The sequence below is a fragment of the Stutzerimonas kunmingensis genome (assembly GCF_021432085.1).
In the GTDB taxonomy this organism is placed as follows: domain Bacteria; phylum Pseudomonadota; class Gammaproteobacteria; order Pseudomonadales; family Pseudomonadaceae; genus Stutzerimonas.
In genome coordinates, this window is the sequence record NZ_CP090366.1 from 209,910 (window position 1) to 233,529 (window position 23,620).

Here is a 23,620-nt window from a genome sequence, read left to right on the forward strand (position 1 = left end):
GACAGAGATCGGCACTCAACCTGCATGTGCTTGCACGAAAAGATGAATCAATGCTGACCGAAGAGACGCTGCGCACTGCGCTGGAAGAAACCATTCAGGTACTGGAACGCACGCGACGCTCGTTCAAATCGCGCGAGCTCGGCCAGCTGCGCCGGCGCCTGATTGAACTGCTCGAGCAACTGGAAACCGACACGGGAGAGAAGGACGAGCGCTGATCGCCAAACCGTAACCGGCCTCCTGTACAAGGATGTCCGCCGCATCCATGCGAGCGCTGCCAACAGAAGCGGCGCCGAACCTGCCTCGCGTACTCAGACCCCATTTCCAAGGAAGATCTGTTTATGCGCACCAACCTTCCCGTCAGCGGCCGCGAAGTCACGGTCGGCGAGACGGCGAACATCCTGTCCACCACCGATCTGAACGGCACCATCACTTACGCCAATCCGGATTTCGTGGCGATTTCCGGCTTCAGCGAAGACGAGCTGCTCGGTGAGCCGCACAACCTCGTGCGCCACCCCGACATGCCCGAGGCCGCCTTTGCCGACCTCTGGCAAACGCTGCAGGCGAACAGGTCGTGGATGGGCATCGTGAAGAACCGCTGCAAGAACGGCGATCACTACTGGGTCAGCGCGTTCGCCACGCCCGTCGGCCGCGACGGCAAGGTCGTCGAATACCAGTCGGTGCGGACCCGCGCGCAGCCCGAACAGATTCGCGCCGCCGAGGTGCTTTACGCACGCCTGCGCGAGGGCCGTGCCGCAGGCGCATTGCGCGCTTCGCGGCTCGGGTTGCGTGGCCGCGTGGCGCTGCTGGCTGGCCTCGGCAGTGCCGCAGGCTCGGCGCTCGGCGCGTTGCTGCTCGGTGCGCCGCTGGCCGCCGGTGCCGCCGCGGTCGTGCTAGGCGGTGCGGTGGCCACTGGCTTGGCGGCGCTGGCGCTCGCACCGCTGACGCAGCTGGCGCGCCAGGCGCGACGCATCGGCCACAACCCGGTCAGCCAGTTGATCTACACCGGACGCCGTGACGAGATCGGCGAGATCGCCTTCGCCATGAAGATGCTGGAAACCGAAGCCGGCGCCATGGTCGGGCGCATCGCCGACTGCAGCCGCCAGCTCAGCAGCCACGCCCGCGACCTGCTCGGTGCCATGCATGGCAGTACCGAAAGCGCCTCGCGCCAGCAGCAGGAAACCGATCTGATCGCCACGGCGATTCGGCAGATGACCGCCAGTGTGCAGGAAGTCGCCCTCAACGCGCAGCGCACGGCCGAGGTGGCGGCCCGCGCGGACAGCGAAGCGGCCAGCGGCCGGGAGATCGTCGGCCTGACCGGCAGCAGCATCACGCGGCTGGCCGGTGACATCCAGCAGGCTGCCGAAGTCATTCATCAGCTGGAAAGCCACAGCCAGGAAATCAGCCGCGTGCTCGAGGTGATTCACAGCATTGCCGAGCAAACCAACCTGCTCGCGCTCAATGCCGCCATCGAAGCGGCGCGTGCCGGCGATCAGGGCCGCGGCTTCGCTGTGGTGGCCGACGAGGTGCGTCAGCTGGCATCGCGCACATCCAGCGCGACCACCGATATCCAGAGCATGATCGGCTCGCTGCAGGCCGGTGCGCGCCAGGCCGTGGACGTCATGCAGCGCAGCCGCGAGCAGGCGCAGCACAGCGTCAGCCATGCCGACCAGGCCGAGCATTCGCTCGGCGGCATCAACAGCCGGGTCAACGAGATCAGCGCCATGAGCAGCCAGATTGCCGCAGCGGTGGATCAGCAAAGCTCGGCCAGCGAGGAGATCACCCAGAGCATCGTCAGCATCCGCGGCAGCTCGGACAATCACGTTGCCACCGGTCTGCACAGCCAGCGCAGCGCCTGCGGCGTCGCCCAGCTGGCCGATGGCATGCTCGAGCTGGTGCAACAGTTCTGGGCGCGGCGGCGGGCGTGATCGCTGCAGTCTGTCGCTTGTACGGGACAGGTTGATATCAGAGTGGCATCATGCACTCGTCGGCGCTTATTAAATGACGCCGGTTGGCTGGCACTTCGCTGGCCATTGCCGCGCCGACGAGGCATTCCACATGATGCGCGCCTTACTGCTGATGGTCGCCTGCCTGACGTTGCTGCCCTGGACCGGCAACGCGATGGCGGCTGAGCCATCGCCGGTGCTGCAGACGAGGGGGGCGGCGACGCTGCAGGTCGGCGCAGTGGAATACCTGCTGGGCAGGCCGGACGCGGATTTCACCCAGGTCGCCGCAGCGGATCTGCCCTGGCAGCGGCTGAACAAACCCAACCTTGGCAAACAGCGCGACGGTGCCTGGCTGCGCCTCCGGCTGCATAACGCGGGCGACGCCGCGAAGCGCTGGTACCTGCTGCTGAAATGGCCGGTGCTCGACCGCGTCGCGGTGCGCCTGTATTACCCGGACAGCGACCGCTGGGGGCAATCCATGCTGGCTGGGGATGCCGTGGCACTGAGCAGCCGACCGCTGGCCGACCATCACTTCGTCTACCCACTCGAGCTGCCGGCGGGTGAGCGAGCGGTGGTCTATCTGCAGCTGCAGGCCAGGGAAACCCTCGCCCTGCCGCTGGAGCTGATCGACGAAAAGCAGCTGATCGAGGGCAAGCTTCGCGACGTCACGCTGGTCAGCCTGTTCTTCGGCGGCATCCTGGTGATCGTGCTGTACAACTGCAGCTTGCTGATCTTCACCCGCGACGGCAGCTACTTCCTCTACGTGCTTTACCTGCTCAGCGCGGTGTTCTACGTGCTGACCATTACCGGCTTCGGCCAGCTCTACCTCTGGCCGGAAATCCCCGAGCTGTCGGCACGCTTCTACGGCCTTTCCGCGGCGCTGTGCTTCTTCACGCCGATGCTGTTCGCCCTGCGCTTTCTCGGCATACGCCGCTATGGCGGCTGGGTCTGGGCGGTGTCCATCAGCCTGACCGGCTACTGGGGTGTGGCCGTGCTCATGCTGCTGCTGGCACCGACCCTGGCGCGCTATCTGTTCATGGACAGCGTCGCGCTGCTGCACTGCGTCGTGACCATGGCCGTGACGCTCAACCTGTGGATGCGCGGCAATCCGTCCGCGCGGCTGTTCAGCATCGCCTGGAGCACCTTGCTCGGCTTCACCGTGGTCAACCTGCTGGCGCTCAACGGCACCTTGCCACTCAATGCCTGGACGCTGAATGGCCAGCTGATCGGCATGTTCGCCGAGTTCGTGCTGCTATCCATGGCGCTGGCCGAGCGCATCAACGTCGAGCGCAACCGGCGCATCGCCGCGCAGCAACTGGCATTGCACGCCTCGGAATCGCTGGCCGAGGAGCGCGCACTGCGCTTGCAGGCCAAGCAGGAGGCGCTGGATCTGCAACTGCGCGCCAACGAGGTACTCGAAGCGCGGGTGTACGAACGCACCCGTGCGCTGGAAGAAGTCCGCCACGGCCTGGAAGCCGCCAATGCCGAACTGATGCGCTTGAGCACCACCGATTCGCTGACCCAGCTGGCCAACCGCAGGCGTTTCGATCGTCTGTTGGACGAGGAAATCCGCCGCGCGCGGCGCGCCGGCAGCCCACTGTCTGTGTTGCTCGCCGATATCGATCACTTCAAGCGGGTCAACGACAGCTACGGCCACCCCTTCGGTGACGAGTGCCTGCGCCAGGTCGCGGCAGTGCTCGCCGCCCACTGCCAGCGCGCCGGCGACGTCGCGGCGCGCTATGGCGGTGAGGAGTTCGTCGTCCTGCTGCCGGGGCTCGACGCCGAACAGGCCGTCGCCCTGGCAGAATCGATCCGCTGCACGATCGCGCACCTGCAGCTGCAGCATGGCGAACAGCCGGTGGCGCTGACCATCAGCCTTGGCGTCGCCACGCTGACCCCCTCGCTCGTCGCGCCGGCCGATCTGCTGGCGGCGGCGGATGCGGCGCTCTATCAGGCCAAGAACGCTGGTCGCGACCAAGTGGCTCTGGCCGCTGAGGTCAATGCTGGCGAGCAGACTCCGGCCCTCAACGCTTGAGCGGTATGAAACGGTCCTGCGCGAGGTCCGCGCGGCTCGCTGGCATGCCCTGAAAAAGGGACCGCCCGCTGCGCGCCTAAATACAAAAAGTTACATACAATGAGCCGCTTCAGGCTCCGGTCGCCCGGCGGGGCCGCGCCGATACCACACGTCCTTCCGAAGCGCTTCCGGCTCGATTCCGGCGGCGCTACCGGCCATGAGAAATCGATGCCATTCAATGCACTGCTGGTCCTGTGCTTCATGCTTCTGCTTGGTGCTGCGCCGGGCCGGGCGATGGCCGAAGACAGCCTGATGATCGAAAGCCGGCACGCTCCCGGGCTGCAGGTTGGCCAACCGGAGTACGCGCTTGGCCGGCTGGAGGCTGGCTTCGACCAGGCACACAGCGACGACCGGGGTTGGCAGCCGCTGCAGGTACCCAATCTGCTCCGCCAGCCAGCAGGCGCATGGCTACGATTCCCGGTGCACAACCTCCAGGCAAATGCCAGCAGCTGGTATCTGTTGCTCAAGTGGCCCGTGCTCGACCGCGTTACGCTGCGCGTCTACTACCCGCGGCAGGACCGATGGGGTGAGCCCATGGTCGCTGGCGATACGCTGGCGGTCAGTCAGCGGCCGGTGGTCGATCACAACCTGGTCTTCCCGCTGAGCCTGCAGCCCGGCGAGCAGGCGGTGGTCTATCTGCAAGCTGGAGGCCAGCGAGCTGATGGTGCTGCCGCTGGAGCTGGTCGACGAGACGAGCTTCATCGAGGGCAAGGTGCTCGATACGGCGCTGTTCAGCCTGTTCTTCGGCGGCATGATCGTCATCGTGCTGTACAACCTGAGCCTGCTGATTTTCACCCGCGACCTCAGCTATCTGCTGTACGTGCTGTATCTGCTCAGCGCAATGTTCTACGTCGGCACCATGAGCGGCTTCGGCCAGCTGGTGTTGTGGCCCGGCGCACCGCCGTTCTCGGCGCGCTTCTACACGCTGTCGGCAACCCTGTGCTTCCTTACTCCGCTGCTTTTCGTCGTACGCTTTCTGCAGGTTCGCAAGTACGGCGGCTGGGTCTGGCACATCACCTGGGTGCTGGGCTGCTACTGGATCACGGTGCTGTTGGCGGTGCTGCTGGTTCCGGAGCATGCACACTGGCTGTTCATGGAATACGTGGCGCTGCCCTACTGCCTGATCAGCCTGGCGGTGACGCTCACGTTGTGGGCCCGTGGCAACGTATCGGCGCGGCTGTTCAGCATCGCCTGGATAACGCTGCTGGGTTTCACCGTCATTCACCTTCTGGCGCTGTGGGGCTACATGCCACTCAATCGCCTGACGCTGCATGGCCAGCTGGTAGGCATGTTCATCGAGTTCGTGCTGCTATCGATGGCGCTTGCCGAACGGATCAACCTGGAGCGCGATCAACGCATCGCCGCCCAGCAGCTGGCGCTGGAGACCTCGCGCAGCCTGGCCGACGAACGCGAGCAGCACCTGCAGGCCAAGCAACAGGCACTGCTGATCCAACAGCGTGCCAATGAGGAGCTGGAAACGCGCGTAGTGGCGCGCACCAAGGCGCTCGAGGACGTCCGTCACGGTCTCGAGCTGGCGAATGCCGAGCTGCTCAGACTGAGCTCCACCGATCCGTTGACGCACCTCGCCAATCGCCGCCAGTTCGATCAGCTACTCGAAGACGAGGTCCGTCGCGGACGCCGCAACGGCGCGCCGTTGACGGTCCTGCTGGGCGACATCGATCACTTCAAGCGAGTCAACGACAGCTACGGCCATCCGTTCGGCGACGAGTGCCTGCGCCGGGTCGCGGCGGTACTCCAGCAACATTGCCAGCGAGCCGGTGATCTCGCGGCGCGTTACGGTGGTGAGGAGTTCGTCATCACGCTGCCGGCAACCGGCGGGCCGCAGGCGGTGCTGCTGGCCGAGCGGATGCGGCAGGATGTCGAGCGGCTTGAGCTCGACTGCGACGGCGAGCGCGTCAGTCTGACCATCAGCTTTGGCGTGGCTACGCTCGATCCGCAAGCCGCGGCGTCGCCGCTGGAGTTGCTCAGTGCGGCAGACCGTGCGCTCTATGAGGCCAAGCGCAGCGGCCGCAATTGCGTGGTCGAGGCCGCCGACCTCGGGTCGGATGGCGCGACCGTGTTTGCCTGAGGCGCGGCCGCCCCTCAGCCCTCAGCCGGTATGAAGCGCACCCGCACCAGCAATCCGCCCAGCGCACCCTGATCGAGGCTGATCTCGGCGCGGTGGGCGCGGACGATTTCGCCGACGATGGCCAGCCCGAGGCCGGCACCATGGCCGCCGGTGTCGCGGCGGTAGAAGCGCGCGAAGACGCGATCGCGCTCGGTGGCCGGAATACCTGGGCCGTCGTCCTCCACCTCCAGCACGGCGCCGTCGAGCACCCGCAGCACCACGTTGCCGCCGTCGCCGGTATGCGCCAGCGCGTTGTCCAGCAGGTTGCTCAGCAGTTCGCTGATCAGCGTCGGCTCGCCGTCGATCCATACCGGTGCCTCGGCCTCCAGCGCCAGGGCGACGCCGCGCTTGTGCGCCAGCGCGGCCATCGCCAGGCCCAGCTCACGGGCCAGCTGCGACAGGTCCAGGCGCTGCGCGCCGCCTTCGGCGATGGATTGCGCGCCGCTTTCGATGCGCGCCAGCGAGAGCAGCTGGTTGGCCAGGTGGATGACCTTGTCAGTGCTCTGTCCGGCGTCCTCCAGGGTGCTGCGCCAGACCGCCGGTTCGGCTTCGCGCAGGCCCAGCTCGATCCGCGCCTTGAGCGCCGCCAGCGGCGTGCGCAACTCGTGGGAGGCATCGGCGATGAAGCGCGCCTGGCGTTCGAACTGCCCGCGCAGGCGCTCGGTGAATCCGTTGAGCGCCGCCACCAGCGGCCTCAGCTCGCGTTGCACGCTGATCAGCGGCAGCGGCCGCAGGTCATCCGGTGCGCGCTCCTGCACCGCTTCGCTGAGCTGCCCCAGCGGTCGCAGCGCGGCACTGACCGCCAGCCACACCAGCACCAGCGCGGCAACCGCCAGCAGGCCGACGCGCCACAGGGTGTCGGTCAGCAGGCTGCGCGCCATGCGCTCGCGGGCGCCGAGGGTTTCGGCCACGCGGATCTCGGCGATGCCGTTGAGCTCCGGTTCGCTGACCGGCTGCAGCAGGCTGACCAGGCGCACGCCCTGGCCCTGGAACTCGCCGTCGTAGAAGCGCGCCAGCGCGGGGTAGTCGTCGGTGCGCGGGACGTCGGCAGCGGGCGCCGGCAGGTTCTCGTAGCCGCTGACCAGGCGCCCCTTGAGGTCCAGCACCTGATAGTAGATGCGCCCGGCGCTGTCGTAGGCGAAGGTGTCCAGCGCCACGTAGGGCACGTTGGCGCGCAGCACGCCTTCATGGGTGACCAGGCCATCGGCGATGGCCCGGGCCGAGGCGAGCAGGGTGCGGTCGTAGGCGGTATCGGCGGCGGCGCGGCCGTTCCAGTAGGCGCTCAGGCCGCCGAACAGCAACAGCAGCGCGAGCAGGATCGCCAGCCGCCGCAGCAGCCGCGCGCGCAGGCTGCCGGCGAGCGCTTTCTCAGCCATCGAGCGCCTCGAGCAGGTAGCCGAGGCCGCGGAAGGTGACGATGCGCACCGGCTGGCCCTCGAGCTTCTTGCGCAGGCGGTGGATGTAGATCTCGATGGCGTCGGCGCTGGCATCCTCGTCCAGGCCGAATACCTGGGCGGCCAGCTGATCCTTGCTCATCACCCGACCGGGGCGGGCGATCAGCGCTTCCAGCACGCCCTGCTCGCGGGAGGTCAGCGTCAGTGGCTCGTCGGCCAGGCTGAAGCGCCGCGCATCCAGATCGTAGACCAGCGCGCCGCAACGCTGCTGGCGTTCGCCGCCGCCGACGCTGCGCCGCAGCAGCGCCTTGACCCGTGCTTCCAGCTCGGACAGTTCGAACGGCTTGGCCAGGTAGTCGTCGGCGCCGAGGTTGAGCCCGTGCACGCGATCACTGACCTCGCCACGCGCGGTGAGCATCAGTACCGGCAGCGTCTTGCCGCGCTCGCGCAGGCGCGCCAGCACCTGAAAGCCGTCGAGCCGTGGCAGGCCGACGTCGAGAATCGCCAGCGCGTAGTCCTCGCTGGCCAGCGCCAGGTCGGCGGCGACGCCATCGTGCAGCAGGTCCACGGTCCAGCCGGCGGCGCGCATTGCCTGCGCCACGCTTTCGGCCAGCTGGGGGTGGTCCTCGACCAGAAGAATTCGCATTGCCTGTCCTCTGCGATGGCGACGGAGCGCCAGTGTAGCGGCAGAACTTTCACGCCGCTGCTGGCTTTCAGCGCTGAAAGGCTGGCGAAAGCTTGACCGCCTAGGATCGCTCGCGGGTGGCTCGAACCACCACGCGCGGCGCATGCGCCGTCACAACAAAAACAATAGTGGAGATACCCCGATGCTGACTGCCGTCAGACGTTCACTCGCTCCTGCCCGTCTCGCTTTGGCCGTTGCCGCCGCCTCGCTGGCACCCATGGCCCAGGCCGCATTCATCGAAGACAGCAGCGCGACCCTGCAGACCCACAACATCTACCTGAACCGCGATTTCCGCGAAGGCATCGGCCAGTCCAAGCGTGAAGAATGGACCCAGGGCTTCATCCTCGACGTCCAGTCGGGCTTCACCGAAGGCACCGTCGGCGTCGGCCTCGATGCCCTGGGCATGCTCGGCGTCAAGCTGGATTCCGGTGGCGGCCGCGCTGGCACCGACCTCTTGCCGGTGCACGACGATGGCAGCACGCCGGACGAGTTCAGCCGCCTGGGTCTGACCGCCAAGGCCAAGATCGGCGAGACCGAACTGCGCTATGGCTCGCACATTCCGGAGACGCCGGTAGTCAAGGCCAGCGACAGTCGCACGCTGCCGCAGGTGTTCGAAGGCGCCACCGTCACCTCGACCGATATCGATGGCCTGACCCTCACCGGCGGCCGTCTCGACAAGGTGATCGACCGCTCCTCGACCAACTCCCAGGACCTGCAGCTGAACAACAAGAACGGCCGCTTCGCCAGCGCCGCCGAGGCGGACAACCTGACCTTCGCCGGTGCCGAATACGCCTTCAACGAGAACCTCACCGGGCGCTACTACTACGGCGAGCTGGATGACGTGTACCGCCAGCACTTCTTCGGCCTGCTGGCGAACAGGCCGCTGAGCGACAACTCCGCGCTGAGTGCGGACCTGCGGGTGATGCTCAGCGACGACACCGGCGCGGCGAATGCCGGCAAGATCGATAACCAGGCCTGGAACGGCATGCTCGGCTACAGCCTGGGCGGGCACAAGGTCAGCGTCGGCTACCAGCAGATGCGCGGCGATACCGGCTACGCCTACATCGACGGCGGTGATCCGTTCCTGGTCAACTTCGTGCAGATCAACGACTTCGCCAACGCCGACGAGCGTTCCTGGCAGGCCCGTTACGACTACAACTTCGCCGCCATGGGCATTCCCGGGCTGACCTTCCTGACCCGCTACATCTCCGGCGACAACGCCGAGTACAGCGGCGGCAACAACGGCAGCGAGTGGGAACGCGACTTCGAGTTCAAGTACGTGGTGCAGAGCGGCCCGCTGAAGAACGTCGCGCTGCGCTGGCGCAACGCGATGTACCGCTCCGACTTCGCCCGTGATGCCGACGAGAACCGTCTGATCGTCAGCTACAGCCTGCCGATCTGGTAAACAGAACAAGAACGCGAGGACTACCCGATGAAAACCAGACTCAGCCGTTTCGCCCTGCTGTCGTCCTGCCTGCTGCTCTCGAGCCAGCTGCTGGCCGAACCCAAGCGCCCCGAGTGCATCGCCCCGGCCAAGCCCGGCGGCGGTTTCGACCTGACCTGCAAGCTGGCCCAGAGCGGCCTGAAGGACAGCGGCCTGCTCAAAGCACCGATGCGCGTCACCTACATGCCCGGCGGCGTCGGCGCGGTGGCCTATAACGCGGTGGTTGCCCAGCGTGCGGCGGAAGCCGGCACCATCACCGCCTTCTCCAGCGGCTCGCTGCTCAACCTCGCCCAGGGCAAGTTCGGTCGCTACGACGAGAACGCCGTGCGCTGGCTCTCCGCGGTCGGCACTGATTACGGCGCCATCTCGGTACGTGCCGACGCGCCGTACAAGAACCTCGACGAGCTGATTGCCGCGGTGAAGAAGGACCCGGGCAGCGTGGTGTTCGGCGCCGGCGCCACCATCGGCGGTCAGGACTGGATGCAGACCGCGCTGATCGCCCGCGCTGCCGGTGTCGATCCGAAGAAGCTGCGCTACGTCGCCTTCGAGGGCGGCGGCGAAACGCTCACCGCCATGCTCGGCGGCCATGTGCAGGTCACTTCCAGCGGCCTCGGCGAAGTCACCCCGCAGCTCGACGCCGGCAAGATCCGCATCCTCGCCGTGCTGTCCGACGAGCGTCTGCCGGGCAAGCTGGCCGACATTCCTACTGCCAGGGAACAGGGCTACGACATCAGCTGGCCGGTGATCCGCGGCTTCTACATGGGGCCGGAAGTGCCTGACGAGAACTTCAACTGGTGGAAGACCCGGTTCGACACCCTGCTCGCCGACGAGGACTTCGCCAAGCTGCGCGAACAGCGCGACCTGTTCCCGCTGTCGATGACCGGCGATGAGCTGGAGGCCTTCGTCAAGAAGCAGGTGCAGGACTACAAGGCGCTGGCCGGCGAGTTCGGCCTGGTCAAGTAACGCGAACCGGCCCGCGTTCGCGGGCCGCACGGTCGACCCGGCAGCTGCCGGATCGCCGAATCCCTGAGGTATCCCGTCATGTACGTACGTGTCTTCGCCGCGGCGTGGCTGCTCGCCTGCGCCGGCCTCGCCCTGCTCGCCTGGGGCTTCGAGGCGCCCTTTGCCTACGACCCGGTCGGGCCGCGCGCCTACCCGTTGCTGCTGCTGTTGCTGATGGCCTGTGGTGCGGCGTGGCTGCTGTTCAAGCCGCACGGTGAGCCGACGCCGGCGTTCGATCGGCCCAAGGCGCAGCGCGCCGTGCTGTGCGTGCTGGCCCTGCTGGCCTACGCGCTGCTGTTCGAAACCCTGGGTTTCGTCATCAGCACCGCCCTGGCCGGTTTCGCCCTCGGTCTGCTGTTCAACGGTCGCCTGTGGCCCAGCGTGATCAGCGGTGCGCTGCTTGGCGTGCTGCTCTACGGGCTGTTCGATTACCTGCTGGACGTGCCGCTGCCGCTTGGCCTGCTGCGTCTGCTGGAGAGCTGAAATGGAAACACTGAATTTCTTGATGCAGGGCTTCGATGTCGCCACGCGACCGACCAACCTGCTGGTGGCGCTGTTCGGCGCCTTCGTCGGCACCGTGGTCGGCCTGCTGCCGGGCCTCGGTCCGATCAACGGCGTGGCGCTGCTGCTGCCGCTGGCCTTCGCCCTCGGCCTGCCGCCGGAGACCGCACTGATCCTGCTCGCCGCCGTGTACCTGGGCTGCGAATACGGTGGCCGCATCTCGGCGATCCTGCTCAACGTGCCGGGTGATGCTGCCGCGGTGATGACCACCCTCGACGGCTACCCGCTGGCGCGCCAGGGCAAGGCTGGAATCGCGCTGTCGCTGTCCGCGGTCAGCTCCTTTATCGGCAGCACCATCGCCACCTGCGGGGTGGTGCTGTTCGCCCCGCTGCTGGCCAAGTGGGCAGTGGCCTTCGGCCCGGCGGAGTACTTCGTGCTGATGATCTTCGCCATCGCGTGCCTTGGCGGCATGGTCGGCGACAAGCCGGTGAAGACGCTGATGGCCGCGCTGATGGGCCTGGCCCTGGCCACCGTCGGTGTCGACTCCACTACCGGCGTCTATCGCTTCACCTTCGGCAGCGTCAGCCTGTCGGATGGCATCCAGTTCGTCATCGTGGTGATCGGTTTCTTCAGCGTCAGCGAGATACTGCTGATGCTGGAAAAGACCCACAGCGGGCAGAAGGCGGTGAAGGCCAGTGGCCGGCTGCTGTTCAACTTCAAGGAGTTCTGCCTGACCTTCTGGACCATGGTGCGCAGCGCCGTGGCCGGCTTCGTCATCGGCACGCTGCCGGGCGCCGGGGCGACCATCGCCAGCGCCATGACCTACATGAGCGAGAAGCGCATGGCCGGCGACAAGGGCCGCTTCGGCGATGGCGACCTGCGCGGCCTGGCGGCACCGGAAGCCGCCAACAACGCCTCGGCCTGCGGTTCGCTGATTCCCATGCTGACCCTCGGCGTGCCGGGTTCGGGCACCACCGCGGTGATGATCGGCGCGCTGACGCTGTACAACATCACCCCGGGCCCGCTGTTGTTCGAACAGCAGCCGGACGTGGTCTGGGGCCTGATCGCCTCGCTGTTCATCGGCAACGTGATCCTGCTGGTGATGAACATCCCGCTGGTCGGCCTGTTCTCGCGCATGCTCGCCGTGCCGAACTGGGTGCTGGTGCCGGCGATCACCGTGATCAGCATGGTCGGCGTTTACTCGGTACACAGCACCACCTTCGACCTGGTGCTGATGGTCGGCCTCGGCGTGTTCGGCTACCTGCTGCGCAAGCTGGACTTCCCGCTGTCGGCGCTGATCCTCGGTTTCGTCCTCGGCGAGATGATGGAAGACAACCTGCGCCGCGCGCTGTCGATCTCCAACGGCGAGCTGGGCATCCTCTGGGGCAGCCCGATCACCCTGGCGTTGTGGGCGCTGACCGTGGCGATGCTCGGTATGCCGGCGCTGCGCTGGTACCTCAAGCGCCGTCGCGGCAACGTGGTCGAGGCACAGGCCTGACATGCATCGGCGGCTGCCGGCCTGGTGGGCAACGCCGCTGATCGGTGCGGTCGGCGGCTGGTTGGCAACTCTGGCCAACTGGCCGCTGCCGTGGATGATCGGCTCGCTACTGGCGGTGATCGCCGTGCGCTGCAGCGGCTGGCTGGTGAGCGAGGTGCCGCGCGGCCGTCAGGTCGGGCAATGGATCGTCGCCAGCGCCATCGGCCTGCACTTCACCAGCGAGGTCATGCAGCAGGTGCTGGCGCATCTCGGCGTGATCCTCGCCGGCGCGGTCGGCACGCTGCTGCTAGGCCTGATCGGCCTCTTCATCCTGCTGCGCAGCGGCACCGACCGCGCCACCGCGTTCTTCGCCAGCATGCCCGGAGGCGCCAGCGAGATGGTGGTGCTGGCCAACCGGCACCAGGCCGAACCGGCGCGGGTGGCGGCGGCGCACAGCCTGCGCCTGCTGCTGGTGGTACTGATCGTGCCGGCGCTGTTCACCTGGGGCCTGCCGTCGATGGAGGCGCCAGCGCCAGCGCCGGTGAACTGGCCCTGGTTGGCGCTGCTGCTGCCGGCGGGCGGTCTGCTGGCGCTGCTCTGGCAACGGCTGAACCAGCCCAATCCGTGGATGCTCGGCCCGCTGACCGCCTGCGCGCTGGCCAGTGTGGCGTTCGACCTGCACATCGGCCTGCCGGGCTGGGCCGGCGCGCTCGGCCAGTGGTTGATCGGCTGCTCACTGGCCTGTCATTTCGACCGGCCGTTCTTTCGCAGTGCGCCGGCGTTCCTGCTGCGCATTCTGCTGTTCACCCTGCTGGCGATGCTGTTCGCTGCCGCGCTGGGCGGCGCGCTGGGCTGGATGACCGCGCTGGACGAGGTGTCGCTGATGCTCGGCATGATGCCCGGCGGCATTACCGAGCTGTGCCTTACCGCGGAAGCGCTGCAGCTGTCGGTGGCGCTGGTCACCGCTGTGCAGGTGCTAAGGCTGTTTCTGGTGATGTTTCTCGCCGAGCCGTTGTTTCGCCTCTGGCAACGCCGCGCTTGCTGACCGAAGTGGCCCTGGATCAGGCCGGCCGTCCCGGCAGGTGAGGCTCTCCGGATATCACCTCCCGTGGCGCTTCGCCGGCTGTGCGCGCCTTGTTGCCGCCGGGACCTTCCAGCGCCGGATAGGCGGCGCTGCAGAACAGTGAATTGAGGCGTTTCATGTCGGCAATCAGCTCCAGGTGCGCGGCGCTGGTCTCGATGCTCTCCACCACCTGCTGGTGCAGGCGCTGCACGTGGGAGTGCGCCAGTTCGCGCTCGAGCTTGCGGAACTGGCGTTTCTGCTGCAGCAGCTGGCGGGCGCTATGGGAATCGCCGGAGATGAAGACCGACAACCCCAGCCGCAGGTTGGTGCTCAGCTGGGCATGCAGCTGGCCAAGTTCCTCCAGCCCGCTGTCGGAGAAGGAGCGGCGCTTGGACGTCTTCAGGTTCTGCACCTTGCTCACCATGTGCTCGATGATGTCGCCGGCCTGTTCCAGGTTGATCGCCAGCTCGATGATCTCCGCCCAGCGCCGGCCCTCCTGCTCGGCGAGGTCTTCGCGCGGCATCTGCGCCAGGTAGAGCTTCACGCCGCTGTAGAGCGCGTCGACGTCATCGTCCAGGCGGCGAATCTCGTCGCCGGGCTCCGGTCGGTCTTCGCGCAGCACCTCCAGCAGCCGCGCCAGCATCAGCTCCACCATGTCGCCAATGCGCAGGGTTTCGCGGACCGCATTGGCCAGCGCCAGGCTTGGCGTATCCAGCGCCGCGGGGTCGAGGTGCCGCGGCTGTGCCACGCCGTTGTCCAGCGCACGCTCCGGCAGCAGGTATTCACACAATTGCGCCATCGGCTTCACGGTGGGCAGCAGGATCACGCAGCGCAGGCTGTTGTAGATCAGGTGAAAGCCGATCACCTGGGTCTGTGCGCTGACACCCAGGGTGTCCATCCAGGCCACCAGCATGCCGAGAAACGGCAGCACGATCAGCCCGGCCAGCTTGTACAGCAGGTTGCCCAGCGCCACGCGGCGTGCCGAAGCCGGCTGCAGGCTGGCGTTGAACCAGGCGAACAGGCCGCTGCCGATGTTGGCGCCGATCACCAGGCCCAGCGCCACCGGCAGGCTGATCAGGCCGGCACCGGCCAGCGTCGAGGTCAGCAGCACCGCGGCGAGGCTGGAATACGACAGCACGGCGAACAGCGCGCCCACCAGCACCGCGAGCAGGGTGTCGCCAGCCAGCGAGGAGAACAGCACCTGCATGCCGCGCGCCTCGGTGATCGGCTCGGCGGCGTGCACGATCAACTGCAGGGCGAGAATGATCAGCCCGAGGCCGATCAGCACGCGGCCTATCTGGCCGACGCGGGTCTGTTTGCGCGAGAGGAACAGGCAGACGCCGAGCAGCGTCAGCAGCGGCGACAGCCAGGAAAGATCGAGGGTCAGCACGCGGGCCATCAGCGCAGTGCCGACATCCGCGCCGAGCATGATTGCCAGCGCCGTGGGCAGCGCCATCAGACCCTGGGCGACAAAGGAGATGGCCAGCAGCGCGGTGGCATTGCTGCTCTGCACCAGCGCGGTGACGCCGATGCCGGCACCGAAAGCCAGCGGCGCGTTGCCCATGCTCTGGCCGAGCGCCCGTCGCAGGTGCGAGCCATACACCCGCATGATCCCGGTACGCACGATATGCGTACCCCAGACCAGCAGGGCAATGGACGACAGCAGGTGCAACAGGGTCAGCATCGATCGGGCTCCTGCCCCGGCGAGCAACAACGACGAAAGCCTGCGTCACAAGGACGCAGCGCTTTACCGGGGATACTCGATTGACCCTGGCCCGCCGGCCCCGTTCACCGAAACGTCATAAAGCCCGTTTCGCCCGATCCTCAGGGGCGGGTGTAGTAGCCGACACCGAGAAGTACGTCGTCGACGCGCTGGATCAGCGTGTGCTTCTGCTCGACCGCGTTGGTCGCGGGGTTGCGCCAGACGTAGTCGACGCTGCCGGAGCCCTGCTTGCGGGCCAGTTCGATCATCTCCTTGAACAGCGGCTTGCCGGCGGCATCGTTGACGTTGCGCACATCGACACCCACCAGGTTCGGCGAGCTGCCGCTGGCGCGGTAGCGACCGTCATCCAGGCCGATGGCGAAGACGTACTCGTCGTTGAAGACGAAGCCTCCACGCGGGTCGTTGAAGTTGCGGAAGGCGGCCTCGGCACCCTTGTCCTTGACCTGCTGCACGGCGCGGTCGAGCAGCGCCTTGGCGTGCTCGGCGGTGGCACGCGGGATGTAGTAACCAACGCAGAGCACGTGGTCGCCGATCTTGCGGAACTGGCTGATCTTGTTCTCGACCTTGTTGTCGGCCGGGTTGAGCCACTGGTACTCGACTTCGCCGCTGTCCTGCTTGGCCGACTTGTCGAGGATTTCACGCATAAAGGATTTGCCGGCGGCATCCTTGAGTTCAGCGACGTTCAGTCCGACCAGGCTGGCGGAAGGGCCGCTGCTGGCCTGCATGGTGCCGTCCTCGCCGAGCACGAAGATGTAGTACTGGCCGTGGACGAATTCACCGTTGCGGTCGTTGAAGGCGGCCAGTGCCTGCTCCGGGCCCTTGGCCTGGAAGGTCAGCACGGCCTGGTCGAGCAGGCCGCGGGCCTGGCTGGCGTGGCTGCGCTCCACCGAGCCGAGCGTTCGCTGCTGGGCTGGCTCCTGTGCGTGCAGAAGCAGCGGCACGGCGCCCAGCGTGGCGGATAGGGAAAGGGCGAGCAGCTTCTTGCGGTTCCGGTTCATGAACGACTCCTGACCTGATGGCGGGCGACTAAGCGGCCGCCCCGTATCCCCATGCTAGGCAGCAGCAGCGGAATTGATATTGGTCGAGAGGAGCAAAAGGACAAGGCGAAAGGAGGAGATTCGCCGCGACACGAGTTGTCGCAACCGGGATACAGACTCAAGTGCACGGCTCGCTCCGCTGCAGAGCGGCCTGTAACCTAGCGACTTCTGTTCACGCGGTGCACTCATGCTCAGCCTCTACCACGCCCCCGATCTGGAAACCCTCGGCGAACTGGCCACGCGCCTGCTCGCCCAGCCGCTCGCCGATCCTTTCGCCCCGGCGCTGGTGGTGGTACCGAGCCAGGGCATGGGCCGCTGGCTGACGCTTGAGCTGGCGCGCAAGCAGGGCATCGCCATGCAGCTGGAGATTCAGCTGCCGGCCAAGTTCGTCTGGGACCTGAGCCGCACGGTGCTTGGCAGCCTGCCCGAACAATCGGCGTTCTCTCCGACGACCCTGACCTGGCGCCTCTACGGCTGGCTCTGCGAGCCGGCCAATCTCGAGCTGGCGCCGCGTCTGGCGCAGTATCTCGACGGCGGCGATGAGCGCCGGCGGCTGTCGCTGGCGGCGAAGATCGCTGACGTGTTCGACCAATACCTGCTCTATCGCGACGACTGGCTGGCCGCCTGGGAGCGTGGCGAAACCTTCGATCTCGGTCCGGACGAAGCCTGGCAGGCGCTGCTCTGGCGCGAGCTGACCAAGGACGGCCATCCGCACCGCGCGCGGCTGCTCGACGATCTGCTGCAGCGGCTCTACAGCGACGAGCCCTTGCCCGGCTTGCCCGAGCGCCTGCTGGTGTTCGGCATCAGCAGCCTGCCGCCGCACCACCTGCGCGTGCTCGATGGGCTGGCGCGACATATCGACGTGGTGGTCTGCGCGCTCAACCCGAGCCGCGAAGCCTGGGGCGAGATTCGCGATATCCGCGAGCTGGCGCGCCAGCCCGAGAGCGGCGCTGATGATTGGTATCTCGATGTCGGCCATCCGCTGCTGGCCAGTCTCGGCAAGCAGGGCCGGGACTTCTTCGATTCCCTGTTCAGCCTGACCGCCAGCGAGGGCAGCCAGGAGTTCGGCCTCTATTCCGAAGACGAAGACCTGCGCGATGACAGCCTGCTGCACGCCTTGCAGAACGACATCCTGCGCCTGCGCACCCGCCTGCCGGATGAGCGCATCACGCTGGCCGAGGATGACCGTTCGATGGAAGTGCATATCGCCCACTCGCCGCTGCGCGAGGTGGAAATCCTGCATGACCAGCTATTGGCGCGTTTCGCCACCAACCCGGCGCTGACGCCTGATCAGGTGGTGGTGCTGACCCCCGACATCGAGCGCTACGCACCCTTTATCGAAGCCGTGTTCGCCCCGCGCGAGGGCAGCCCGCGAATCCCCTACAGCCTGGCCGACCGCAGCCTCCGCGCTGAAATGCCGCTGATCGAGGCCTTCCTCGAATTGCTGATGCTGGCGCAGAGCCGTTTTGCCGCCGAGGAAATCCTCGCCTGGCTGGAGCAACCGGCCATTGCCCGCCGCGCCGGCATCGAAAGCGAAGACCTGACGCTGCTGCGTGATTGGTTGCGCGAAGCCGGCGTGCGTTGGGGCCGCGACGGTAGCCAGCGGGCCCGTCTCGGCCTGCCGGACGAATCGGCTTTTACCTGGCGCCAGGGGCTGGACCGGTTGCTGCTAGGCTTTGCCGCGCCGCCGCAACTGGCTGGCGACCACGCGCCACTGCTCGGCGAACACTGGCCGCTGGATGCGCTTGAAGGTGCACGCGGGCAACTGCTGGGACGGCTGGTGGAATTTGTCGAACGTCTCGGCACACTGGCCGATCAACTGGCTCGGCCGCGTCCGTTGGCCGAGTGGGCCGATGACCTGCAAATCCTGATCGACACCCTGTTCGATGAGCGCGAAGCCGGCGACACGCTGCTCTTGTTGTCCCAGGCTTGCGCGGCGTTGCGCGATCAGGCCCAGGCTGCAGACCTGACGCGACCCATCGAACTGGAACTGGTGCACCAGCAGCTCAGCGCCGCCTTACAGCAGGGCGGTGGCGCCTCGGGCTTTCTCACCGGTGCGGTGACCTTCTGCACCATGGTGCCGATGCGCAGCCTGCCGTTCCGCGTGGTCTGCCTGCTGGGGCTGGACGATGGCGCCTTCCCGCGGCGCACACCGCCGTCGGGCTTCGATTTGATCGGCCGGCATCCGCGCCGCGGCGACCGTGCGCGACGCCTCGACGATCGCTACCTGCTGCTTGAAACCCTCCTCTCGGCGCGCGAGGCGTTGTACCTGTCCTATGTCGGCCGCGACCCGCGCGACAACGCCGTGCTGCCGCCGTCGGTGCTGCTCAGCGAAGTGCTGGAGGCAGTGGACATGACCGCCGTGCTGCCCGTTGCACAGGCTTCCGAGCATACCGGCGAGTCCGCACCCAAGACCGCCAGCCAGAAAATTCTCGTCGCCCACCCGCTGCAGCCGTTCTCGCCGCGCAATTTTGGCGACGGGCTCTGCGCGGGTTTCTCCTCGCCCTGGTTTCGTGCCGCCGGGCGTCTTGCCGAGCCACCGCAGACCCAGCCGCAGCCGTTCGCCAGCCTGCTCGCAGAGCCCGACGAGGCCTGGCTGACCATCGAGCCGTCGCAGCTGTTGCAGTGCTTCCGCCATCCGGCGCGCTTTCTGCTCGAACAACGCCTCGGTTTGCGCCTGGCTGACGATCAGGAATCGCTCGCCAGTGATGAGCCGTTCGATCTGGAGATGCCGGCCTGGAACGGCCTGCGGCGCCTGTCGCTGCAGGCCATGGAACACGACTGGAGCGATGAAGACGAACGGCGCATGGCTTGTGCGGCCGGCTGGCTGCCGACGGGCGAGTTGGGCCAGGCGCTGTGGGGCAAGCTGCGCGGGCCGGTGCGTGCCTTTGCGCCGCGCCTGTTCGAACTGCGCCCGGAAGCGGTGCCCGAGCCGCTGCCGGTGGACATCACCCTGGCCGGCGTGCGTATCCATGGCTGGCTCGATGGCGTGACCCCGGCCGGACTGTTCGGCTGGAAGCTTGGCCGTCTCGGTGAGTGGGACCTGCCACCGTTCTGGCTGCGACATCTACTGCTTAACCTGTCCGCCACGCCCGGTATCGAGCGCCACAGCCTGATGCTATCGCCCGCCGGTGACTGGCAGCTGGGGCCGCTGCCGAACGCGGCCGAGCTGCTCGAACCCTGGCTCGCCGCCTATCGCTGTGCGATTCGTGAGCCGCTGCCGTTGCTGCCGCGTAGCAGCCATGCCTTCGCCAAGGGCTATCGCAAGCCAGCCCGAGGCAGCGAGCCGCTCGACTGCGCTCGCAAGCGAGCCCGCGAAGCCTGGCTGGGTGCCGAGTTCAGCCCAATCGCCGCCGAAGCCGAAGACCCCTGGAACGCCTTGGCCTTCCGCGACCGCGATCCGCTGGACGAGCGCTTTGAAACGCTGGCTCAGGAATTGATCGGCCCTGCGCTGGATGCCTTGGCGCAAGACGAGGAGGAAGCATGAAACTCGACCTGCTCGACTCGCCCTTCAACGGCCGCTCGCTGATCGAGGCCAGCGCCGGCACCGGCAAGACCTGGACGCTCACCGCGCTCTACGCCCGCCTGCTGCTGGAGCGGCAGCTGTCGGTGGGGCAGATTCTGGTGGTCACCTACACCACCGCCGCCACTGCTGAACTGCGTGAGCGCATTCGCGCACGGCTGGCCGACCTGCTGGCGGTCTATGAAGGCACGCCGAGCAGCGACGACTTTCTCAACCGCCTGCACGCCCGCTACCCGGACGAAGCCTCGCGGCGCCGTCTGTTGCTGGCGGTGCACGGCTTCGACGAGGCGGCGATCTTCACCATTCACGGCTTTTGCCAGCGCGCCTTGCAGGACGCCGCCTTCGAGGCCGGGGGCGATTTCGACAGCGAGCTGACCGCCGATGACCGCGAGATCATCGATGCGCTGCTCGCCGATGCCTGGCGTAGCGAGCTGGCCGATGCCGATCCGGCCTGGGCGCGCTTCCTGGCCAAGAGCCGCATCACACCGGTGTGGCTGCGCCAGCGGCTGCGCAGTCATCTGGGCAAGCCGTACTTGCGGGTGGAACCGCAGGGTGCACCGGTCGCCGCCGACCTGCGCCCGGTCGAGGCCGCCTGGCAACGCGCCGCCGATCTGTGGAGGGAAGCGGGTACCGCCTGGATCGCCGAGCTCCGGGCGCACGGTGGGCTCAGCCAAAGTACTCACAAAGGCATCAAGTTCGAGCCCTGGCGGAGCGAGCTCGACGCCTATTTTGCCGACCCGGCCGTGATGTTCGATCTACCCGATGGCGCGGCCAAGTTCGGCGTGCGCGCCTTGAGCAAGGCCTGCAAGAAGGGCTTCGACGCGCCGGTGTGCGAGTTGGCCCATGCGCTGGACGAGCTGGCCGATCAGGTGGCCGAGGCATTGCCAGCGGGCAAGCAACGGCTGATCGCCCTGCAGGTCGCGCTGCTGGAACGGCTCAACCGCGAGCTGCCCGAGCGCAAGGCGGCGCAGCGGCTGTTGGCCTTCGATGATCTGCTCAATCGCCTGGATCTGGCGCTGAAAGGTCCGGTTGGCGAAGACCTGGCGGCCTCGCTGCGCGCCACCTATCCGCTGGCGCTGATCGACGAATTCCAGGACACCGACCCGATCCAGTACGCCATCTTCAACCGCATCTATGCCAAGGCCGGCGAGGCGTCGTTGTGTTTCGTCGGCGATCCCAAACAGGCGATTTATGCCTTCCGCGGGGCGGACCTTGCAACCTATATGACGGCCAAGCAGCAGGCCGATCGCGTGCCCTTCAACCTGCCGACCAATTACCGCTCGACGCCCGAGCTGATCACCGCCTTGAACCAGCTGTTCGATCATCCGCAGCCGTTCGCCCAACCAGATCTGCGCTATCCAGCGGTAGGCGCGGCCGACAAGCCGCGTGCGAGCTTGCGGCTGGTGGAGGAGGGCGAGGCGGCGCCGCTGTCGCTGGTCTGGCTGGGTGACGATCCGCTGGGCAAGGGCGAGGCCGCGCAACTGGCGGCGAGCGACACTGCCCGGCGTATCGCCCTGCAACTGGCGGGCGCCGCCGAGGGTCGTGCCGGTTTCGAAGAGGGTGGTGAGTTCAAACCGCTGAAGGGTGGCGATATCGCCGTGCTGGTGGCCAACCACCGCCAGGCCGGGATGATCGCCGATGAGCTGGCGGCGCGCGGTGTGCCCAGCGTGCGCCGCGGGCGTGACAGCGTCTGGCGCAGTGAGGAAGCGGCTGAGCTGGCCGCGGTGCTGGCCGCCTACGCCGAGCCCGGCCGCGAAGGGCTGCTGCGCTATGCACTGGCCACGCGCCTACTGGGCCGCAGCGCTGCCGATCTCGCTCGTTGCCAGGACGATCAGCAGCAGTGGGACGCCGAGCGCGAAGCCGCCGAGCGCTATCACCAGCTCTGGCAGCAGCAGGGGTTCATGCGCGTATTCCGGGCCTGGCTCGACGAGCAGGCGGTGGCCGAACGGCTGCTGGCGCGTGTCGATGGCGAACGTCGGCTGACCAACCTCTTGCATCTGGGTGAACTGTTGCAAGCCGAAAGCCTGCTGCGCCCGGGTCTTGAGCCGCTGCTCGCCTGGTTCAACCTGCAGCGCGGCAGCGAAGGCGCCGGCGAAGAAGCCCTGCTGCGCCTGGAAAGCGATGCCGAGCGGGTGCAGATCGTCACCATCCACACCAGCAAGGGCCTGGAATACCCGCTGGTGTTCTGCCCCTTCCTCTGGGACGGCAAGCTGCTCGGCAAGAACCGCGATAGCGCCCGTTGCCACGATGCTAATGGCCAGCCGCTGCTGGATCTCGGCAGCGACGCGCTGGAAGACAACCTCGAACGCGCCCGCCAGGAGGTCTTCGCCGAGCAGCTGCGCCTGGCCTATGTCGCCCTGACTCGCGCGCGCGACCGGCTCTGGTTGCACTGGGGGCCTGTGAATCTCTGCAAACCAAAAAAGGATGGCAGCCTAGCGGACGAAGGTCTGCACAGCAGCGCCCTGGCCTGGCTGCTACACGGCCGGGATCTCCCTGGCGAGCACCCCTTGAGCGAGCTGGGCAATCATCTGGCGGACCTCAATGGCGGAAGCCTGCGCCTGGCCATCGAGCGCCTGGTCGCCACGAGCGACGGGCGCATGGCCTGCCTGCCGCTCGAGTCGCGTGAGGCCAGCACACAGGGCAGCGGCCGCGCAGCGCCGCCCGAGCAGCTGGCGCAGCTCAACCGCAACCTCTACAGCGCCTGGCGCATCGGCAGCTTCTCAGGCCTCGCCGCCGGCATGCACATGGAAGCGCCCGACCGCGACGCCCTGGCCATCCCCGATGCCGGCGAGCCGGGCAGCGGCTTCTTTGCTTTCCCCCGCGGTGCGCGGGCCGGTACCTGCCTGCACGCGATCCTCGAAGATTGGGCGCGCGGCAAAGGCGAGCTGGAGTCGCTGGTCGAACCCGCTTTGCAGGCCTACGGTCTGCCGCTGGAGTGGAAGGAGATCGCCATCAGCCATCTGCAGAAGGTGCTGGAAACCGATATGGATGGCGCCGGCCTGACCCTCGCCGCGCTGCAATCGGCCAGACGCCTGCCCGAACTCGGCTTCACCTTCCCGGTACGGGACCTCGACGTGACGCGGCTGCGCAGCCTGTTGGTCGATCCGGCCAACGGCCTTGCCGAACCCTTGCGCGAAGCGGCGGTGCGGCTGGAGTTCGACAGCCTCAAGGGTTTTCTCAAGGGCTTTATCGACCTGACCTTCGAGCACGGCGGCCGCTGGTACATCGCCGATTACAAATCCAACTGGCTCGGCCCGGACGCCAGTTACTACGGCGGCGAACGGCTGCTGCAGGCGCTGGCAGGCGAGCATTACTACTTGCAATACCTGATCTATCTGGTGGCGCTGCGCCGCTTCCTGCGTCAGCGGCTGGCGGATTTTCAAGACGAGCAGCTCGGCGGCGCCTTCTACCTGTTCCTGCGCGGCATGCCCGAAGCCGGCGTCTATTTCGCGCGACCGGATGATGCGCTGCTCGACGCACTGGATCGTTTGTTCGAGGAGGGCAAGTGATGTTTGCTGCTATGCCAATACCTGATGTTGCCTTCCCGCACACTTGGCGGGTTGCACCCGCCCTACGATCTGTCCGATGCGCTGTTCAAGGAGGGGCGGTGATGCGCGTGGGGTTTG

Annotated in this window: 15 protein-coding genes and 1 pseudogene; 12 read left to right on the plus strand and 4 right to left on the minus strand. The window is 67.1% G+C overall.

The window, feature by feature from the left end:
• Positions 1 to 50: 50 nt before the first annotated feature.
• The 5 genes and pseudogenes from LW136_RS01065 to LW136_RS01085 all read left to right on the plus strand — a co-directional run bounded on the left by LW136_RS01065 (position 51) and on the right by LW136_RS01085 (position 6,106).
• Positions 51 to 215, plus strand: a complete 165-nt coding sequence (locus LW136_RS01065) for a hypothetical protein (RefSeq protein ID WP_167362157.1) — start codon at positions 51 to 53, stop codon at positions 213 to 215.
• Positions 216 to 338: 123 nt separating this feature from the next.
• Positions 339 to 1,925 (plus strand): methyl-accepting chemotaxis protein, encoded by a 1,587-nt coding sequence (locus LW136_RS01070; RefSeq protein WP_234174466.1) that lies wholly within the window; start codon positions 339 to 341, stop codon positions 1,923 to 1,925.
• 130 nt (positions 1,926 to 2,055) lie between these two features.
• Positions 2,056 to 3,978: a sensor domain-containing diguanylate cyclase gene (locus tag LW136_RS01075; RefSeq protein ID WP_234174467.1), complete on the plus strand. Its 1,923-nt coding sequence runs from the start codon at positions 2,056 to 2,058 to the stop codon at positions 3,976 to 3,978.
• A 291-nt stretch (positions 3,979 to 4,269) separates the two neighbouring features.
• Positions 4,270 to 4,599, plus strand: a pseudogene (locus LW136_RS01080) (7TMR-DISMED2 domain-containing protein); the annotation flags it as partial.
• Positions 4,600 to 4,678: 79 nt separating this feature from the next.
• Complete coding sequence (locus tag LW136_RS01085; RefSeq protein WP_234174468.1) at positions 4,679 to 6,106, plus strand: sensor domain-containing diguanylate cyclase; 1,428 nt, start codon at positions 4,679 to 4,681, stop codon at positions 6,104 to 6,106.
• Between the two features lie 14 nt (positions 6,107 to 6,120).
• Here LW136_RS01085 and LW136_RS01090 read toward each other — a convergent pair whose 3' ends face one another.
• Entirely contained in the window at positions 6,121 to 7,521 is a 1,401-nt protein-coding gene (locus LW136_RS01090; protein ID WP_234174469.1) for a sensor histidine kinase, read from the minus strand.
• A complete protein-coding gene (locus tag LW136_RS01095; RefSeq protein WP_014818677.1) occupies positions 7,514 to 8,185 on the minus strand; it encodes a response regulator in 672 nt (223 codons plus the stop codon). Before LW136_RS01095 ends, LW136_RS01090 begins: the two co-directional genes overlap by 8 nt.
• Positions 8,186 to 8,366: 181 nt before the next feature.
• Between LW136_RS01095 and LW136_RS01100 the strand changes: the two genes are divergently transcribed.
• From LW136_RS01100 to LW136_RS01120, 5 genes are all read left to right on the plus strand, one after another.
• Positions 8,367 to 9,629 carry an OprD family porin gene (locus LW136_RS01100; RefSeq protein ID WP_234174470.1) on the plus strand — a complete coding sequence of 421 codons (1,263 nt, stop codon included), beginning with the start codon at positions 8,367 to 8,369 and terminating at the stop codon, positions 9,627 to 9,629.
• A gap of 27 nt (positions 9,630 to 9,656) precedes the next feature.
• Positions 9,657 to 10,631: a Bug family tripartite tricarboxylate transporter substrate binding protein gene (locus LW136_RS01105; RefSeq protein ID WP_234174471.1), complete on the plus strand. Its 975-nt coding sequence runs from the start codon at positions 9,657 to 9,659 to the stop codon at positions 10,629 to 10,631.
• Positions 10,632 to 10,709: 78 nt separating this feature from the next.
• Entirely contained in the window at positions 10,710 to 11,153 is a 444-nt protein-coding gene (locus tag LW136_RS01110) for a tripartite tricarboxylate transporter TctB family protein (protein ID WP_023443992.1), read from the plus strand.
• Position 11,154: 1 nt separating this feature from the next.
• Positions 11,155 to 12,669, plus strand: coding sequence for a tripartite tricarboxylate transporter permease (locus LW136_RS01115; protein ID WP_041015074.1), 1,515 nt, complete (start codon positions 11,155 to 11,157; stop codon positions 12,667 to 12,669).
• Between the two features lies 1 nt (position 12,670).
• Positions 12,671 to 13,693, plus strand: coding sequence for an AbrB family transcriptional regulator (locus LW136_RS01120; protein ID WP_234174472.1), 1,023 nt, complete (start codon positions 12,671 to 12,673; stop codon positions 13,691 to 13,693).
• Between the two features lie 16 nt (positions 13,694 to 13,709).
• On the opposite strand, the gene LW136_RS01125 is transcribed toward LW136_RS01120, so the two are convergent.
• Together LW136_RS01125 and LW136_RS01130 are read right to left on the minus strand one after the other, a co-directional pair.
• Positions 13,710 to 15,395 carry a Na/Pi cotransporter family protein gene (locus LW136_RS01125; protein WP_234174473.1) on the minus strand — a complete coding sequence of 562 codons (1,686 nt, stop codon included), beginning with the start codon at positions 15,393 to 15,395 and terminating at the stop codon, positions 13,710 to 13,712.
• Between the two features lie 140 nt (positions 15,396 to 15,535).
• On the minus strand, positions 15,536 to 16,432 hold the full coding sequence (locus LW136_RS01130) for a cache domain-containing protein (RefSeq protein ID WP_234174474.1): 897 nt from the start codon (positions 16,430 to 16,432) through the stop codon (positions 15,536 to 15,538).
• Positions 16,433 to 16,658: 226 nt separating this feature from the next.
• Here LW136_RS01130 and recC point away from each other — a divergent pair, with 226 nt between their 5' ends.
• Positions 16,659 to 19,958, plus strand: a complete 3,300-nt coding sequence (recC, locus tag LW136_RS01135; RefSeq protein ID WP_234174475.1) for an exodeoxyribonuclease V subunit gamma — start codon at positions 16,659 to 16,661, stop codon at positions 19,956 to 19,958.
• Complete coding sequence (gene recB, locus LW136_RS01140; RefSeq protein ID WP_234174476.1) at positions 19,955 to 23,503, plus strand: exodeoxyribonuclease V subunit beta; 3,549 nt, start codon at positions 19,955 to 19,957, stop codon at positions 23,501 to 23,503. The genes recC and recB overlap by 4 nt, the downstream gene beginning before the upstream one ends.
• The last annotated feature ends 117 nt before the right edge of the window (positions 23,504 to 23,620 follow it).